Source organism: Demequina sp. B12, from assembly GCF_028823635.1.
Taxonomy (GTDB): Bacteria; Actinomycetota; Actinomycetes; order Actinomycetales; family Demequinaceae; genus Demequina.
The window spans coordinates 119,001-135,624 of sequence record NZ_JAPEHU010000002.1; the positions used below are offsets into that span (position 1 = coordinate 119,001).

Below are 16,624 nucleotides of genomic sequence, written 5' to 3' on the forward strand. Positions count from 1 at the left end.
TCAGAACTACGACGTCACCTCGACGTTCCAGGTGGCAACGGAACCTGGCATGTCTGCGCCCTTGTTGACGGCGTGAAGCGCAAACGATCCATGGCGTCGCAACGCGCGGTTTGCCAGGTTGTTCGTTCCCGAGTACCGCTTGAGCGCGCCCGCGGGACCAATGCCGTTGTCCTCGACGCCAATCTCGAGGCGAGCGTCCTCGACGGTGATCCAAAACTTCACTGCAGACGCCTTGGCGTGGCGGGCGACATTCGACAACAGCTCACGCATGACGGCGATGATGTCGTCCGCGAGCGTGCTGTCATGAGCCACGGCATCGGCCACCGGCGACCACTGAGCGACCACAATGTCGGGGGAGAACCCCAACGATGCGGTGGCGAGGGTCAGCTCCCGCCGTGCGCGATCGGCGATCGGCTCGGCAGACCGCTGACCTGCGAGTGCGCGCATCACGCCCCGTACCTCGTGTTGGGCGCGCTTGACGTGTTCGAGTGTTTCCGCCAGCCGCGCGCGCACCTCAGGCTTCGATTCCGATGAGATCGCTTCGATCTGCATCGCGGTAGCGAAGAGCTCTTGCGAGACGAAGTCGTGCAGGTCGTCGGCCAAACGTTCGCGTTCCTCCAACAGTGCGGAGTGATTGCGAGCATGGCTCAACTCCGTCAGCGTCAACGCGAGCGCCGCTTGGTGTGCGAAGCGCTGAGCGGTGCGCAAGTCGTCTTCGCTGAACTCTGCTTCACCGTTGTTGCGCCACAGCATCAGGAGGCCGATGGCTTTGCCTTCCGCTGACAGCGGTGCGTACAGCGATGGTCCGTACTCGGTGACTTCCTTCAGGACATGGGTGCCGGGGGGCGCGGGCGCGACGATGCCGGTGCCGGTGCGTACGACCTCCATGGCGCGGCCCTCAGCCGGCAACGCCAAACCGATGAGCGCTTCAGATCCGTCACCTGCGGTCATCTCGATGATCCACTGGTCGTCGACACCCGGAAGGACCAGCGCTGCCGTGGAGGCGCCCGCAAGATCGCAGGCCGCATCAACGATGCCCTGGAGCGCTTCTTCTTCGTCCGTGATGGTGAGCATCTCGGTAGTGAGTCGTTGCGACGCTTCAAGCCACCGCTCGCGCTGCTTGGCCTGCTCATACAGTGTGGCGTGGTCAATCGCAACGGAGGCTCCGGCAGCTAGCGCCATGATCAAGTGGTCGTCGCCGTCGTCAAACGGACCGTCTTTGTCCGCCAGGTACAGGTATCCAAAGACCGTGTCGCGGACCGTCAGGGCGGTGCCCAGGAACGTCCCCAACTCGGGATGGTTCGCGGGCATCCCCTGGTGTGCGGGGTGCGTGCGGACGTTTTCGACGGCGAGCGTCCCGTGATCGGGGATCCTGCCCAGGACACCCACACGGCCAGGGGGGTGGCCGATCATGCCTTGGGTGGAGTCGTCCATGCCCTTCACGTGAAAGGCCACCGACTTGCCTTGTGGATCCATCACGTGGAGTGCCGCGTACTTGGCGCCGGTCAGGGCGCGCGCGGACTCCACGAACACGTCAAGAACCTCGTCGAGCTCGAGGTTCTGGTTGAGGGCGGTAATGGCATCTGCGAGGGAGATGTCCTTGGCACGCCGGTCAGGCATCGAGGCTCACCACCTCGGTGGCAAGGTCGGTCAGTTCCAGGTGATGAGTCACGATGACAACCGTACGGTTGTGCGCCGACAAATGCTGGAGCACCGCGCGCAATGCTGTCCGTCCGGCTTCATCGAGGTGCTCGGCGGGTTCGTCGATGAGGATCACCGGCTGCGTCGTCAGCGAGGCGCGAGCCAGAAGCAGACGCCTACGCTCGCCACCGGAAACAGAGTTTCCACCCGTGCCGAGGACGGTGTCGAGACCGTCGGGTAGCCCCGCGATCCACGAGCTCAGCCCTACGAGTTCCAACACCTCGGCTGCCTGATCCTCGGTGACGTCTCCGCGGGCAACGCGGAGGTTCTCCATGACGGACGTTCCAAAGATGTGCGCGTCTTCAGCGGTCATGCCCACGTCCGTGCCGACGCGTTCTGCAGGCACCGTGTGAGCGCCTTCCCCGTGGATGTCGACAGTGCCCGCGTGCGGTGCCAATGCGCCAGCAATCGTGGTGAGCACGGTGGTCTTGCCCACTCCCGAACGTCCCACAATGGCCAAAATCTGTCCCGGTCCTACGCTGGCGGTGATGGGGACCGTGGGGGTCATCTCCGGCCATGCTGCTTGGAGTTCGGTGAGGCGGACCGTCAACAGGCCAGGCTCTGCCGAGTCCGGCTCGGCCGGCTGCGTCGAGACACCACGGGAGTCAGTGTTGGGCGCCATAGCGACGATGCGCTGAGCCGCCTTCTGGGAGCGGAACAGTTGAGTCACGGCTCCGGGAACCCCATTGACGCCTTCGAATGCCGCGAGCGGCAGCAACGCGATGATGGCGGCGGTCGTAGGGCCGTACTCGCCGTAGTGGGCACCTTTGACAGCGACCCAGACGCACCCGACAAGTGCAGCGCCAGCACACAGGGTTTGCAGCGCGGCGGCAAAGGCGGCGGGCCGCGCCGACTGCTCCTGGGAGGACACCGCATCGCGATCCGCGTCCTGGAGCGCCTCGTGGGCTTCCTGTGCGGTGCCCCACACCCGGTGCTCTGCAGCACCGTCAAGGCTGGACATCACTGCTTCGGTGACCCTGGCATCGGCCGTCACCGACCGTTCCGCCGCGAGGCGTGCGGCGCGCCACGTCAATCCCGCAGCGCCGAACGCGGCCACAGCCAACGCCACCGCCAGAATGATGCCCGCTGCAGGGTCCATCCATGCGTTGATGCCCACAGCCACGCCTGACACGACAAACGCCACGCCCAACGGGATCACGCCGCGCACCACGGCATCCCCCACGGCATCCACGTCAGCGCCGATGCGCGCGAGCGTGTCACCGCGTCGCAAGCTCAGGACCGAGTCGGCTGGCGCCGCGGCCAACCGCTCATACACGCGGGCACGTAGGGCCACGACGCCGCGCAGTGCTGCGTCGTGAGACACCAAGCGCTCCAGATAGCGAAAGAGTCCACGGCCGATGCCGAAGAACCGGACGACCACGGCGGCGATCGCGAGGTCGGCGGGGGAGGGCATGCCTGCCGCGCGGGCAATCATCCAGGCTGCCACGGCGCTCAGGCCCACCGCAGATCCAAGTGCGGCGGAGCCGGTCAGGATCGCCAGGGCGACGCGGGGCTTCGACAGATCGCATTCGCGGATCAGCGTGCGCAGTTCTTTCACCGCGCCACCTCCATCGCGGTCACGTCAACCACCACATCTGCGGCGGCGATCAGTTCGGGTTCGTGCGTCGCGACCACCACCGTGGTGCCGGACTGTGCCGCAGCGACAATGCGTGTGATCACCTGATCACGGTGTGCCCGGTCCAGGTGGCTGGTGGGCTCGTCCAACACGAGGACGGGACGGGCCGATGCGAAGGCCCGGTCGAGCGCGACGCGCTGCCGTTGGCCCAGGCTCAGAGTGCGCCCCTCAGGTCCGAGGTCGGGACGTTGGGGCGCCCACGCGAACTGTGTGGACCAGGTGGCCAGGTCAACGTCGATCGTGTCGGTCCGACCATGCTCGGTCAGGGCAGCGACGAAACCTGAGTCTGCAGGAAGAAGTCCCATCAGGCTTGCAAGCGCGGTGGACTTGCCATCCCCATTGGGGCCGACGAGTGCGGTCACGGTTCCTGGCCGAATGACAGTGTTGAGACGCGCAGGAGCGAGCCGTCGTCCGTCAGGCGTCGCGACCGACAGGTCCTCGATCACCAACGACGCGCCGTGGAGCGAGGGCGCGGCAGGCTTGCCGGTGGAGTCCTCGACGGGAATCTCGAGGACTTCGAACGCGGCGTCTGCGGCGGCGAGGCCGTCCGCTGACGCGTGGAAGTGGGTCCCCACCATGCGCAGCGGCAAGTACACCTCAGGAGCGAGGATGAGCACGGCGAGTGCCGTCTCGATCGAGACATTTCCATCGACGAGTCGGAATCCCAGGGTGACGGCAACCAACGCGACCGACAGGGTGGTCAGCAGCTCCAACGCCATGCCTGACATGAAGGCGATACGCAAGGAACCCATCGTGGCGCGACGCTGTGCATCGCCGAGCTCTCGCACGCGAGCGGCGGGCCCGCGTTCACGGCCCAGCGCCCGCAACGTGGGGAGGCCTTCGATGAGATCGAGTGTCCGCGACGCAAGCCGTTGCATCGCATCAAGGTGCTTCGCTGAGCGTTCCCGGGTGACAAGGCCGATGAGGATCATGAAGATCGGGATCAACGGCACGGTGCCGATCACGATCAGCGCAGAGATCCAGTCCAAACCCAACACCACGACCATCATCACCGGGGTCACGGTGACGCTCAGCAACAACTGTGGGAGGTACCGCACAAAGTAAGGCATCAGGGATTCGAGGCCGCGGGTCACGGTTGTAGCGACCGCGGTGCCTTCTCCTGAAGCGATCCACCGGGGGCCCAGTGCAGTCGCGTGGGAGACCACTTGCTCCCGGAGCTCCGCAATGACCTGCGCACCTGCGCGGTGGGCCAGACGCTCCTGAACCCATGTGACAACAACCCGTAGACCCACCACCAGGATCAGCCAGGCCAATGCAACGGAGAGTTGCCGGGCCTCGAGTGGCACCACGAAGCCGAGCGGACCAAGTCCGTCGTCGGTGAGGGGGCCAGGTGCCAGCACGGGAGCCAAAACTCGAGCCAACACGAGGGCTTGGACGCCAATCAGCAGGGCGGTGAAGAAGCCCAGCAAAGCCGTCGTAACGATGTAACGCCTGGCAGGACCGATTCGTCCTGCCAGGCGTGGGTCGAGTGGTCGCACTCGCTACTTTTTCTTGATGAAGGTGAGCGACGAGTGCTCGGGGATGTGGTCCAGCGACAGACGGCGACGGAAGACCCAGTAGCTCCAGGCCTGGTACGCCAGCACGATCGGCACAAAGATCACGGCCACCCATGTCATCACAGTCAACGTGTAGTCGGATGACGACGCGTTCTCCAAGGTGAGCGAGTAGGCGGGGTCAGTCGTGGACGGCATGACGTCGGGGTAGAGCGAGCCGAAGATCAGCACCACTGCCGCGGCAATGGCGACCGCGTTGGTAGCGAATGCCTTGCCGTAGCTTCCTTGGTTGCCAAAGAACATCGACCCCAGGAGTGCGACCGCGGCGATGGCCACGGCAGCCCAGGTCCAGGTGACCGAGTAGGCGAGCTGGGTCCACACCGCGAAGGCGCCGGCGACGACGACTGCGATGGGGGCCAGGGTCTTCGCGACTGCCGCGGCACGGTCGTGAACCTCGCCCGACGTCTTCAATGCAAGGAAGATCGCACCGTGGCTGAGGAACAGCACCAGAGTCGTGGCGCCACCCAGGAGAGCGTAGGGGTTGAGGAGGTTGAAGAAGCCTCCGGTGTACGTCATGTTCTCGTCGATCGGGACACCACGCACGATGTTGGCGAACGCCACGCCCCACAGGATCGACGGGATCCATGCCGATCCCATGATCATCCAGTCCCAACGGCGACGCCAGGCATCGTCGTTGATCTTGCCGCGATACTCGATCGCCACGGCACGCACGATGAGCGCCACCAGGATGAGCAGCAGGGGTAGGTAGAAGCCCGAGAAGAGGGTGGCGTACCAGTGAGGGAAGGCCGCGAACATGGCGCCACCCGCGGTGAGCAACCACACTTCGTTGCCGTCCCACACGGGGCCGATGGTGTTCAGGGCGACGCGGCGACCCTTGTCACCCTTGCCGACCTTCTCCATGAGCATGCCGACGCCAAAGTCGAATCCCTCAAGGACGAGGTATCCGGTCCACAGGACCGCGATGAGAATGAACCATACAAGTGCCAGATCCATGGGGGACTCCTAGTATGCGAAGGACATGGGGCGGTCAGGATCGGTGGAGTGTTCCTCCGGCTCCGGGTTCGGAGCTCCTTCGATCGCATAGCGATGCATGAGCTTGAACCAGAAGACACCCAGGATCGCGTACACCAGCGTGAACGTGGTGAGGGAGATCACAACTTCGGTGACTGAGGTCGACTCGGACACGCCGAACATGGTCATCAAGAAAATCTGGTCAGAGCCCGTGGGGTTCGGTGCAACGACGAAGGGCTGACGGCCCATCTCCGTGAAGATCCAGCCGAAGCTACCCGCGAGGAACGGCATGGGCAGGGAAATGATGGCGAGCTTCGACATCCACCCTTGATCGATTGCCTTGTTCTTGCGCGTGAACCAGAAGATCGCGACGCAGAGGGCTGCAGAGAACGCGGCGAGACCGATCATGAGGCGGAACGACCAGTACGTGATCATCAGGTTCGGCTGGTACGAGATCTCCTCACCGTCAGGGGTGGTCGCGCCGTAGCGCTCCGCGTACATCTCCTGCAGGTCATCGAGCCCGAGCACGGTGCCGTCCCAGTCCCCGGTCGCCATGAAGGCGAGCATGCCGGGAACCTCGATGAGGTGCTGGACAGATCCGCAGTCGTCACCCGCCAAGTTTCCGATCGTCAGCAGCGAGAACGCGGCTCCTTCTTCGGTATGACACAGGCCTTCGGCTGCCGCCATCTTGTAGGGCTGCTGCTCGAACATGAGCTTGGCTTGAATATCACCGGTGACGATGACACCGATGCCGGCCAGCAACATGACGACCGCGCCAAAACGCGCCGCCGTGCGGTACATCGGCAAGTCCTCGTGAGTCTTGCTTTCGCGAGACTTCCGCACCATCCAGTAGACCGCGATACCTGCCACGAAGGTTCCCGCGACCAAGAACGCCGTCGCTATGACGTGGGGGAATGCCGCCAACGTGGTGTTATTCGTCAACACCGCCCAGATATCTGTCATCTCTGCGCGGCCGGTCTCCGCGTTGTACTCCGCACCCACGGGGTGCTGCATCCAGGAGTTGGCCGCAATGATGAAGTAAGCGGACAGCAGTGAACCGATCGCAAAGGACCAGATGGTCGCAAGGTGGACCTTCTTGGGAAGCCTGTCCCAACCGAAGATCCAGAGCCCGAGGAAGGTCGACTCCAGGAAGAACGCCATGAGCGCTTCCATCGCTAGCGGGGCGCCAAAGACGTCGCCTACGAACCGCGAGTACTCGGACCAGTTCATGCCGAACTGGAACTCCTGCACGATTCCGGTAGCGATACCGAGTGCAAAGTTGATGAGCAGAAGCTTCCCGTAGAACTTGGTCAGTCGGTAGTACTTCTGCTTTCCGGTACGGACCCAGGCAGTCTGCATGATGGCGACCAGTGTCGACAGACCGATGGTGAGTGGCACCAAAATGAAGTGGTAGACGGTGGTGATTCCGAATTGCCACCGCGCGAGTTCAAGCACATCCACAGGGGGGACTTCCCTTCAATGTCGTATGGCGATAACGCTACCTGGCGGTGCGCCCGGATGCCGCAGGGACCAAGGTCCCGGGGTGCGTTACGGTTCGGTCACGATGGCGGGGACACGCTGTTCCCAGGGGCTTTGGGCCGGTAGTGCATGCCGTGTGTCACAATGGTGGGCAGGTCCGCACCCAGCCACACCGGGTGCCAACCGCGCGACAGACGCAGCGACTGCGCAGCAGCCAGTCCCGTCCTGGTCCCGCCGGGCTACAGCCGGCAGGCGGAGACATCGGGGATAGGCGCTCGATAGGCAGGCGCCGCTGTCCGCCGCGACCTGAAGACTTGGTGGCCACGAACCCGTGAGCCATGACCGACAACCAAAGTCGGCGCGGAGTGTGGTCCGTGTCGATTCGAGGTACCCGCGTGAGCGAGGAAAAGACCACACCCGAGACCGCGACTACAGCCGTGATCTTCCAGGCGCCTGAGCCTGCCCAGCCCCGTCGAGCATCGGCCCCTGCCGGTCCGCCGGCAGCTTCGAGCGACAATGCCGCAGATAAGCCTGCGAAGAAGGCTCCTGCCAAGAAGACGCAGGCAAAGTCGGGCGCCAAGTCTGCCGACAAGCCCAAGAGCGGCGGTAAGAAAGACGACACCGCTACTGACGCTGGCAAGTCCACGAAGCAGGCCGGCAAGTCTGCATCGGCAGACGGAGACGCATCTCAGAAGCAGACCAAGCCGCGCAATGCCAAGGCATCCACGAAGAAGGACGATGCTGCTTCCGCCGACGCACCTGCGAAGGACACCCAGGAGGCCTCTGCCGCTGCAACTGCAGACGGGGCATCGCAGTCCGCAGGGAACGAGGGCGAGGCAGGAACTGACGCTGGGGCCAAGCGTCGCCGTCGCCGTGGCGGCCGCGGCCGTGGTCGCAGCAAGACGGGTGGTGACCAGGGCGGCAACGCCGAGGGCGCCGATGCCTCCGACAGCGAGAGCGGTCAGAGCGACAAGCAGCAGAAGCCAACACCTTCGGAGAACTCCAGCACCGACGGTGGCGCATCCGACAACGCCGCTGGCGGCCAGTCGGGTGACGCACAGGGTGCCGACCAGGGTGACACCGAGGGCGAAGGAGAGGCGGGCGGTTCCTCGCGCCGTCGTCGCCGTCGTCGTGGCTCACGTTCGGGGTCTGGTTCAGGAAACGGCGGGGGAGCCGCTCAGGACGACCAGTTGCAGGGATCAACCCGCCTCCAGGCCAAGCGTCAGCGCCGACGCGAGTCACGTGACGGCCAGCGCCGTCGCCCAGTGATCTCGGAAGCGGAGTTCCTTGCACGCCGCGAATCAGTGAAGCGTTCGATGGTGGTGCGCGAGAAGGACCACCGTGTCCAGATCGCGGTACTCGAAGACGATGTGCTCGTCGAGCACTACGTCAGCCACCAGGCGCAGCAGTCCATGGCTGGCAACGTGTACTTGGGTCGTGTGCAGAACGTCCTTCCCGGAATGGAAGCGGCGTTCGTTGACGTGGGCCGTGGTCGCAACGCTGTGCTGTACGCGGGTGAAGTCAACTGGGATGCCGCCGGACTTGAAGGCAAGCCGCGCCGTATCGAGTTGGCATTGAAGCCCGGTGACACCGTCATGGTCCAGGTCACTAAGGACCCCATCGGCCACAAGGGTGCTCGCGTCACGAGCCAGATTTCGCTCGCGGGACGCTTCCTGGTGTTTGTTCCCGGCGGTGGAGTGACCGGCATCAGCCGCAAACTTCCCGACACTGAGCGCGCTCGCTTGAAGAAGCTTTTGCGTGAAGTGATTCCGGCCGATGCTGGGGTCATCGTCCGTACTGCCGCCGAGGGCGCCTCGGAAGACGAACTGCGTGCAGACGTCGAGCGCTTGAAGCGTCAGTGGGAGAACATTCAGGCTGAGGCAGCGAACGGCAAGGCCCCTAAGCTGCTCCGTGGCGAACCCGACATGGCGATCCGTGTCGTGCGAGACATCTTCAATGAGGACTTTGACTCGCTCACGATTCAGGGCGAGGACACGTGGAACTCGCTCAGCGCGTACGTGGGCCAGGTCGCACCAGACTTGATGGACCGGTTGCACCGCTACCACGGTGACGGCGATGTGTTCACTGACTCCCGCGTTGACGAGCAGTTGGCGAAGGGCATGGATCGCAAGGTGTGGCTGCCGTCTGGTGGATCCTTGGTGATCGACCGGACCGAAGCCATGACGGTGATCGACGTCAACACCGGCAAGTTTGTGGGCAAGGGCGGCACTCTCGAAGAGACGATGACGCTCAACAACCTCGAAGCCGCAGAAGAGATCGTGCGCCAGCTCCGCCTGCGCGACATCGGCGGCATCATCGTGATCGACTTTGTCGACATGCTGCTGGAAGCGAACCGTGACCGGGTGTTGCGCCGACTCATCGAGTGCTTGGGCCGCGACCGGACCAAGCATCAAGTTGCGGAGGTCACTTCCCTGGGTCTGGTCCAGATGACGCGCAAGCGTGTGGGCCAGGGATTGGTGGAAGCGTTCTCCGAGACCTGCGACCACTGCAAGGGTCGTGGCTTCTTGGTCCACGGGGAGCCCGTGGCCGAGGCCAGCGAGAAGCAGCCCGAGCGTCGCCGTGGCGGACGCAATAAGGGTCAGCAGAACCAGCAACAGCAGAACCAAGGTTCGCAGCCTCAGCAACAGCAGCAGCAGAAGAAGGCTGAAGTAGTTGAGGAGGACAGCCCCAAGGGTGAGACACACGCTCTGGACGACCGTGAAGAGGCCCGGGCCGCCGTGAAGGCGACCCTGGCATCGATTGCGGCCGCTGCAGAGAAAGCTCACCACGCTGACGAGTTGCCCGCTGAAGGCGAGCAGCCCGTCTCGGATTCCTCGGCGGCTGACGTCGAGGAGACCGTTGTTGAGGTGCCTGCACAGGATGACTCCGCGCCCGCGGAGGCCCCTGCTGCAGACGCAGACGACAACACTCAGAAGTAGCGCACAATGGTGGGCCCGTCAGTTTGACCTGACGGGTTGTGCCGCGTATATTTGTACGTCGGTGCGCAAGCGCCAAGGCCTGCCTGCGCCGTGCATGGCAGCGGCAGGAAAACCACAAGCTTTGAAGGATTCGAATTCATGGTGTACGCGATTGTGAAGGCGGGCGGCCGCCAGGAGAAGGTGTCCGAAGGCGACATCATCGTCGTCGACCGTCTCAAGGCGGAGCAGGGCTCCACTGTTGAGCTCGCTCCGGTGCTGCTCGTCGACGGTGACAAGATCACCTCGGACGCAAAGTCTCTGTCCAAGGTCAAGGTCACCGCTGAGGTCGTTCGCGACGAGCGTGGACCCAAGATCGACATCCTGAAGTACAAGAACAAGACCGGCTACCGTAAGCGCATCGGCCACCGTCAGGAGCTCACGCGCCTGAAGGTCACGGGCATCAAGTAAGCGAGGAATACTCATGGCACACAAGAAGGGCGCGAGTTCCTCGCGCAACGGTCGTGACTCGAACCCCCAGTACCTGGGTGTGAAGCGCTTCGGCGGCGAGGCTGTCTCCGCAGGTGAGATCCTCATCCGTCAGCGTGGCACGCACCACCACCCCGGCCACAACGTGGGCCGCGGTAAGGACGACACCCTGTTCGCCCTCGAGGCTGGCACGGTGCAGTTCACCAACCGTCGTGGCCGCAAGGTCGTCGACGTGGTGGCAGGCTAAGAGCCACACTTCATTCTTTAACGTCAGGGGCGTCGCCGGTGAGGTGGCGCCCCTGACGCGTATCTCACCGGGTGCACCACACCCACGACTCTGGGAGGCTCAGCGACTATGGCATCGTTCGTTGACCGCGTCGTCTTGCACGTCGCAGGCGGCAAGGGTGGACACGGCGTAGCCTCCGTGCACCGCGAGAAGTTCAAGCCTTTGGGCGGACCTGACGGTGGCAACGGTGGTCGAGGCGGCTCGGTGGTCTTGGTCGTTGACCCGCAGGTGACGACGCTCCTTGACTATCACCATTCGCCGCACCGGGCAGCTGACAACGGCGCCCAGGGCGCCGGTGATCACCGTCACGGGGCCAACGCGAAGGATCTGCGCCTCGGCGTGCCCAACGGCACGATCGTGAAGACCACTGACGGTGAAGTCCTCGCGGACCTGGTCGGCGACGGTGCGGAACTCGTGATCGCCGCGGGTGGCCGTGGCGGCCTGGGCAACGCGGCACTCGCCACGCAGAAGCGCAAGGCCCCTGGCTTTGCCCTCCTCGGCGAACCCGGCGATGAGGCCACGGTTGTCCTAGAACTCAAGTCGATCGCCGACGTCGCACTCGTGGGCTACCCCAGTGCAGGGAAGTCCTCTCTGATCGCGGCCATGAGTAAGGTCCGTCCCAAGATTGCGGACTACCCCTTCACCACGCTGGTGCCGAACCTTGGCGTGGTCCAGGCCGGAAGCGCCCGTTTCACGATGGCTGATGTGCCCGGCTTGATCGAAGGCGCGTCGCAAGGAAAGGGCCTAGGCCACAACTTCTTGCGCCACATCGAACGGTGCTCCGTGATCGCGCACGTGCTTGACACCGCCACGCTGGAAACGGACCGCGATCCAGTCAAGGATCTCCAGGTGATCTCTGACGAGTTGCGCGCGTACACCGGAGACGAGGCGATCAGCGGCGTACCGCTGGCAGAACGCCCCCAAATCATCATCCTCAACAAGATTGATGTGCCGGACGGACGTGAACTTGCCGCGATGGTGCACGACGACCTCGCCGCTACCGGGCTGCCCATCTTTGAGGTCAGCGCGGCATCTCATGAGGGTCTACGGGAACTAGGTTTTGCACTGGCGAAGATGGTGGCCGACCACCGTGCCGCGGAGCCAGTGCTGGAGAAGGCCCCGATCACCATCCGCCCCAAGGCTGTCGACGACAGCGGCTTCACTGTGACCCACGTGCGCGATGGTGCGCTGGACTACTTCCAGGTGCGGGGAACCAAGGTGGAACGTTGGGTCAAGCAGACTAACTTCGCCAACGACGAGGCCGTCGGATACTTGGCCGACCGCTTGGCGCGAGCTGGCGTTGAAGACGCCCTGTTCAAGGCGGGCGCAGTGCCTGGTTCGGAAGTCGTCATCGGTCCGCGAGACGGTGGTGTGGTGTTCGACTGGGAACCCACAATGGCTGCCGGCGCAGAGCTGCTGGGCTCGCGGGGGACGGACCTGCGTGTCGAAGAGCACGAGCGTGGAAGCAACCGCGCCACGCGCGCTCAGAAGCGCGCCGACCACAAGGAACGCATGGACGCCAAGCAGGCTGCCCGTGAGGAACTGTGGACCGAGCGAGATGCCGGACACTGGACGGATCCCACGGAGGACGAGTAGGCATGACCGTGCGGGAGACCATTGCTCAGGCACACAGAGTCGTTGTCAAGATCGGTTCGTCTTCCCTGACGGGTATCGACGGTCAACTCGATGAGGCCGCGCTGGGCGCTCTCGTCGATGTTCTCGCTTCGATGCGTGCCGCTGGCCGCGAAGTGATCTTGGTGACCTCGGGCTCGATCGCTGCCGGCATCGGCCCCCTGGGATTGCCGAGCCGTCCACGTGAACTCTCCACCGCGCAGGCCACTGCGTCGGTGGGTCAAGGCATGCTGATCGCCGCGTACTCGCGTGCGTTTGGCGCCCACGGACTCCACGTGGGCCAGGTCTTGCTGACCGCGGACGACATGGTGCGGCGTACCCACTACGGGAACGCCCAGCGCGCACTCGATCGTCTGCTGGAACTCGGTGTCGTCCCCATCGTCAACGAGAATGACACTGTCGCGACCGACGAGATCCGCTTTGGTGACAACGACCGCCTCGCCGCCCTGGTGGCGACCGTCGTGAGAGCCGATGCCTTAGTGCTGCTGACGGACGTCGACGGCTTGTACACCGCTGCTCCGGACACTCCTGGAGCGCGCCGTATTGACGTGGTGGCGGGCCCCGAGGATGTCGCTGGAGTCGATATCTCCAAGCGAGGGTCTGCGCTGGGTACCGGCGGCATGGTCACCAAGCTGGAAGCGGCGACCATTGCGACCTCGTCGGGAGTCGTGACCGTGTTGACATCCGCGCCCTCCGTGGCTGCAGCAGTGTCGGGAGACAGCGTTGGCACGTTGTTCCTCCCCACAGGCAAACGCGCAGGTACACGGCTGACCTGGTTGGCGCACGCCGCGCGCATGGAGGGACAACTGCTGCTCGACAGCGGTGCCGCGCATGCTGTCGAAGGGCGGCGCGCCTCCCTGCTGGCTGCGGGCGTGAGAGCGGTGCGTGGCGAGTTCGACGCGGGCGATCCTGTCGAGTTGGTCTCACCCACCGGCGTGGTAGTAGCCCGGGGCCTGTCGGGCTTTGCCTCACATGAGATACCCCAGATGCTGGGTCAGACGACGGACCAACTGCGCAACGACCTGGGTGAACACTTTGCACGGCCGCTTGTTCACATTGACGACCTCATCGTGACCGTGCCATAGCGGACTCCCGCGGCACCGGGACCTCGGCAACAGGAAGGTGAGGCCCAGTAGGCCATAGACTCCAAAGCACTGGACCTCTTTGGAGTCACATATGGCGCAAGATAGGCAGGATTCCCCGTCAGCGTGGTGGACGATGTCCGCCTCGGACGTCGCACAAGTAGTGGACAGCTCGCTTGACGGGTTGACCGCAAGCGATGCACGTGAGCGATTGGAACGCTACGGTCCCAACGCACTGACTGCTGCGCCTCCGCCCACGATCTGGCAGCTAGCGTTGCGGCAGTTGGCTGATCCGATGAACATCATGCTGATCGCGGTGGCGATTGTGTCGATGGCGATCGCACAGTGGTCGACCGGCGTGCTCGTAGCGGCGCTGGTGGTGTTCAATGTGTGGTCCGGTGCCAGCCAGGAACGCAAAGCCCAAGCAAGCGTGGATGCGTTGGCCACGATGCAGATCCCACACGTCAGGGTGAATCGCGGGGGAGCGGTCGTCGAGGTTCCGGCAACTGAGATTGTTCCCGGTGACGTGGTGGAACTTGAAGCGGGTGACATTGTCCCCGCCGACGCGCGCATTCTGAGGGCAACCACGCTGGAGACGCAAGAGGCTGCGTTAACCGGCGAAAGCGCACCCATTGAGAAGCACGCCGAGCCCGTCGCCGCGGCGGACACGCCCTTGGGTGACCGAGTGTCGATGGTGTACCAAAACACCTCAGTGACGCGCGGTACTGCCACGGTGCTCGTGGTCGCCACGGGGATGCAGACGGAGATGGGTTCCATCGCGTCGATGCTGACCGCGGTGGAACGCGTGAAGTCGCCTCTGCAACGTGAACTCGCAGGCCTCACGCGTGTGATCAGCGCGTTCGCCTGGGGTGCCGTGGTCTTGATCGTGGGTCTGGGCCTGATCCGAGGGCAGTCATTCGCGGACCTGATGTTCCTGGGAACCGCGGTCGCGATCTCTGCAATCCCTACAGGTATGCCCACGTTTGTTCAGCAGTTGCTGGCGTGGGGTGCATCGCGTCTGGCTGAGTCGAAAGCGATCATTACTTCGCTGAACGACGTGGAGACGCTGGGTGCCACGAGCGCGATTTGTTCGGACAAGACCGGCACGCTCACCATGAATCAGATGATGGCACGCACCATCTGGCTGGGTGGGGAGACCTTCACTGTTGACGGCGCCGGGTACTCCTTTGAAGGCCACATCCGGCGCACTCAGGGTGACGTAGTTGAGCCGGGGCCCGCGCTGGCCTACGGCCTGGCGCTTCCGAACGACGCAACGGTGTCCGCTGACGGGGCGGTAGTCGGTGATCCCACCGAGGCAGCGTTCGTGGTGTTGGCAGAAAAGCTTGGCGTCGACGCAGACGAGACACGACGTCGCTTCCCTCGTGAAGCAGAGGTGCCCTTCGACTCCGACTACAAGTTCATGGCGACGTTCCACCATGTCCAGTGGCAAGGACAGCGGCGCTTGATTGCCGTCGTCAAGGGAGCGCCAGATGTTCTGTTGGACCGTTCCACGTCTGCAGTGAAGGAGCGAGACCGGACAGTCGACATCGCGGCGGTCAGCGACGAGATCACGGCGGAGATTGAACGACGCTCCGCCGAAGGTTTGCGTACGTTGGCACTGGCGATCAAGGTCATCGCACCTGAGGACGAAGGGGCGGCCATCGCCGATCCGATGGCCGCCATCTCCGACCTGGCGTTCGTCGCGGTCGTCGGGATCGTGGATCCCTTGCGCCCCGAGGCGAAGAAGGCGGTGGATGAAGCACACGCTGCGGGTATTGCGGTGCGCATGATTACCGGTGACCACGTCGTGACCGCGCAAGCGATCGGGCGTGAACTGGACCTGCCCGGTGACGGTCTTTCTGGAGCTCAGTTTGCGGCGCTGACGGACCAAGAGATCGATGAACGCGTCGACGACCTGGGCGTGTTCGGACGAGTCACTCCGCAAGACAAACTACGGCTCGTTCAACGTTTGCAAGCCCGTGGTGATGTGGTGGCGATGACAGGCGATGCTGTGAACGATGCTGCGGCGATCAAGCAGGCCGACATCGGCGTCGCAATGGGCTCCGGCTCTGAGGTGACGAAGCAGGCTGCGAAGCTGGTGCTCACTGACGACAACTTTGCCACCCTGGTCCGCGCAGTGAAGCTCGGTCGCGTCGTCTACGCGAAAATCTCGAACTACCTGGTGTTCCAGATGTCTCAGTTGATCTCGCTGATCTTGCTGTTCTTGGTCGCGAGCATCCTGAACCTCAATGGCGGAAACGCGCTCACCCCCGTCATGGTGCTGATGTTGAACTTCTCCGTGGCGATGTTCGCGGTCGCCGCCATCTTGCTGGAAGACGAGCAACCTGGCCTGATGGAGCGGCCCCCGAGGGATACGAGCGAAGGAATCGCCTCGAAGGGCAATGTGTTGCGGTGGCTCCTCTATGGCGGAGTGCTGATGCTTGCTGCGCTTGTGCCGCTCCTGGTGTGGAACGACCAGCTGTCGACTGAGCATGCATCGGCGCCAGTCACTATGGCCTACGCGATCATCGCGCTGGGAACCTTCATCAGCGGCGCACAGCTCCGGCGCGACCCCGAGTCAGGTCTGCGCGGGCCCTGGGGAAAAGTTCCCACCCTTGCGCTTGCCACGGTGGTGTTTGTGGTGGCTACGACCGAGGTTCCGTTCTTGCAGAACTGGCTTGGCTCGACCAGTTTGTCCCTGGGCCAGTGGGGCATCGTTCTCGCATTGACGTCAGTCATGGTCATCACCATCGAGGTGGACAAAGCGGCGCGTCACCGCCGCGACCGAGAGGCGCGCGAACCGGAGGAGCCTGTCGCTGCAGTCGTGCCGCAACGCGCACGCTGATCCGCGAGGAAAG

The 16,624-nt window shown here is 63.9% G+C and carries 11 protein-coding genes; 6 read left to right on the forward strand and 5 right to left on the reverse strand.

The window, feature by feature from the left end:
- Nucleotides 1-6: 6 nt before the first annotated feature.
- From ON058_RS05050 to ON058_RS05070, 5 genes are read right to left on the reverse strand one after another with little or no spacing between them, the layout of a single operon-like run.
- Nucleotides 7-1,620 (reverse strand): GAF domain-containing protein, encoded by a 1,614-nt coding sequence (locus ON058_RS05050; protein WP_274667945.1) that lies wholly within the window; start codon nucleotides 1,618-1,620, stop codon nucleotides 7-9.
- Nucleotides 1,613-3,259 (reverse strand): thiol reductant ABC exporter subunit CydC, encoded by a 1,647-nt coding sequence (cydC, locus tag ON058_RS05055; protein ID WP_274667946.1) that lies wholly within the window; start codon nucleotides 3,257-3,259, stop codon nucleotides 1,613-1,615. The genes ON058_RS05050 and cydC overlap by 8 nt, the downstream gene beginning before the upstream one ends.
- A complete protein-coding gene (locus tag ON058_RS05060; protein WP_274667947.1) occupies nucleotides 3,256-4,836 on the reverse strand; it encodes an ABC transporter ATP-binding protein/permease in 1,581 nt (526 codons plus the stop codon). Before ON058_RS05060 ends, cydC begins: the two co-directional genes overlap by 4 nt.
- A gap of 3 nt (nucleotides 4,837-4,839) precedes the next feature.
- On the reverse strand, nucleotides 4,840-5,865 hold the full coding sequence (gene cydB / locus ON058_RS05065; protein ID WP_274667948.1) for a cytochrome d ubiquinol oxidase subunit II: 1,026 nt from the start codon (nucleotides 5,863-5,865) through the stop codon (nucleotides 4,840-4,842).
- Nucleotides 5,866-5,874: 9 nt separating this feature from the next.
- Nucleotides 5,875-7,344: a cytochrome ubiquinol oxidase subunit I gene (locus tag ON058_RS05070; RefSeq protein ID WP_274667949.1), complete on the reverse strand. Its 1,470-nt coding sequence runs from the start codon at nucleotides 7,342-7,344 to the stop codon at nucleotides 5,875-5,877.
- A gap of 413 nt (nucleotides 7,345-7,757) precedes the next feature.
- Here ON058_RS05070 and ON058_RS05075 point away from each other — a divergent pair, with 413 nt between their 5' ends.
- The 6 genes from ON058_RS05075 to ON058_RS05100 all read left to right on the forward strand — a co-directional run bounded on the left by ON058_RS05075 (nucleotide 7,758) and on the right by ON058_RS05100 (nucleotide 16,611).
- Nucleotides 7,758-10,301 (forward strand): Rne/Rng family ribonuclease, encoded by a 2,544-nt coding sequence (locus ON058_RS05075; protein WP_342452986.1) that lies wholly within the window; start codon nucleotides 7,758-7,760, stop codon nucleotides 10,299-10,301.
- A 138-nt stretch (nucleotides 10,302-10,439) separates the two neighbouring features.
- Nucleotides 10,440-10,748, forward strand: a complete 309-nt coding sequence (gene rplU / locus ON058_RS05080; RefSeq protein ID WP_274667950.1) for a 50S ribosomal protein L21 — start codon at nucleotides 10,440-10,442, stop codon at nucleotides 10,746-10,748.
- Nucleotides 10,749-10,761: 13 nt separating this feature from the next.
- Complete coding sequence (gene rpmA / locus ON058_RS05085; protein WP_274667951.1) at nucleotides 10,762-11,013, forward strand: 50S ribosomal protein L27; 252 nt, start codon at nucleotides 10,762-10,764, stop codon at nucleotides 11,011-11,013.
- Between the two features lie 108 nt (nucleotides 11,014-11,121).
- Nucleotides 11,122-12,648, forward strand: coding sequence for a GTPase ObgE (gene obgE, locus ON058_RS05090; protein WP_274667952.1), 1,527 nt, complete (start codon nucleotides 11,122-11,124; stop codon nucleotides 12,646-12,648).
- Nucleotides 12,649-12,650: 2 nt separating this feature from the next.
- A complete protein-coding gene (gene proB / locus ON058_RS05095; protein WP_274667953.1) occupies nucleotides 12,651-13,769 on the forward strand; it encodes a glutamate 5-kinase in 1,119 nt (372 codons plus the stop codon).
- 133 nt (nucleotides 13,770-13,902) lie between these two features.
- Nucleotides 13,903-16,611, forward strand: coding sequence for a cation-transporting P-type ATPase (locus ON058_RS05100; protein WP_274667954.1), 2,709 nt, complete (start codon nucleotides 13,903-13,905; stop codon nucleotides 16,609-16,611).
- Nucleotides 16,612-16,624: the final 13 nt, after the last annotated feature.

Coding starts and splice junctions, on each gene's coding strand:
- ON058_RS05050 (WP_274667945.1), bottom strand. CDS start 1,620: ATGCCTGACCGGCGTGCCAAGGACATCTCCCTCGCAGATGCCATTACC.
- cydB (WP_274667948.1), bottom strand. CDS start 5,865: ATGGATCTGGCACTTGTATGGTTCATTCTCATCGCGGTCCTGTGGACC.
- rplU (WP_274667950.1), top strand. CDS start 10,440: ATGGTGTACGCGATTGTGAAGGCGGGCGGCCGCCAGGAGAAGGTGTCC.
- rpmA (WP_274667951.1), top strand. CDS start 10,762: ATGGCACACAAGAAGGGCGCGAGTTCCTCGCGCAACGGTCGTGACTCG.
- obgE (WP_274667952.1), top strand. CDS start 11,122: ATGGCATCGTTCGTTGACCGCGTCGTCTTGCACGTCGCAGGCGGCAAG.
- proB (WP_274667953.1), top strand. CDS start 12,651: ATGACCGTGCGGGAGACCATTGCTCAGGCACACAGAGTCGTTGTCAAG.
- ON058_RS05100 (WP_274667954.1), top strand. CDS start 13,903: ATGTCCGCCTCGGACGTCGCACAAGTAGTGGACAGCTCGCTTGACGGG.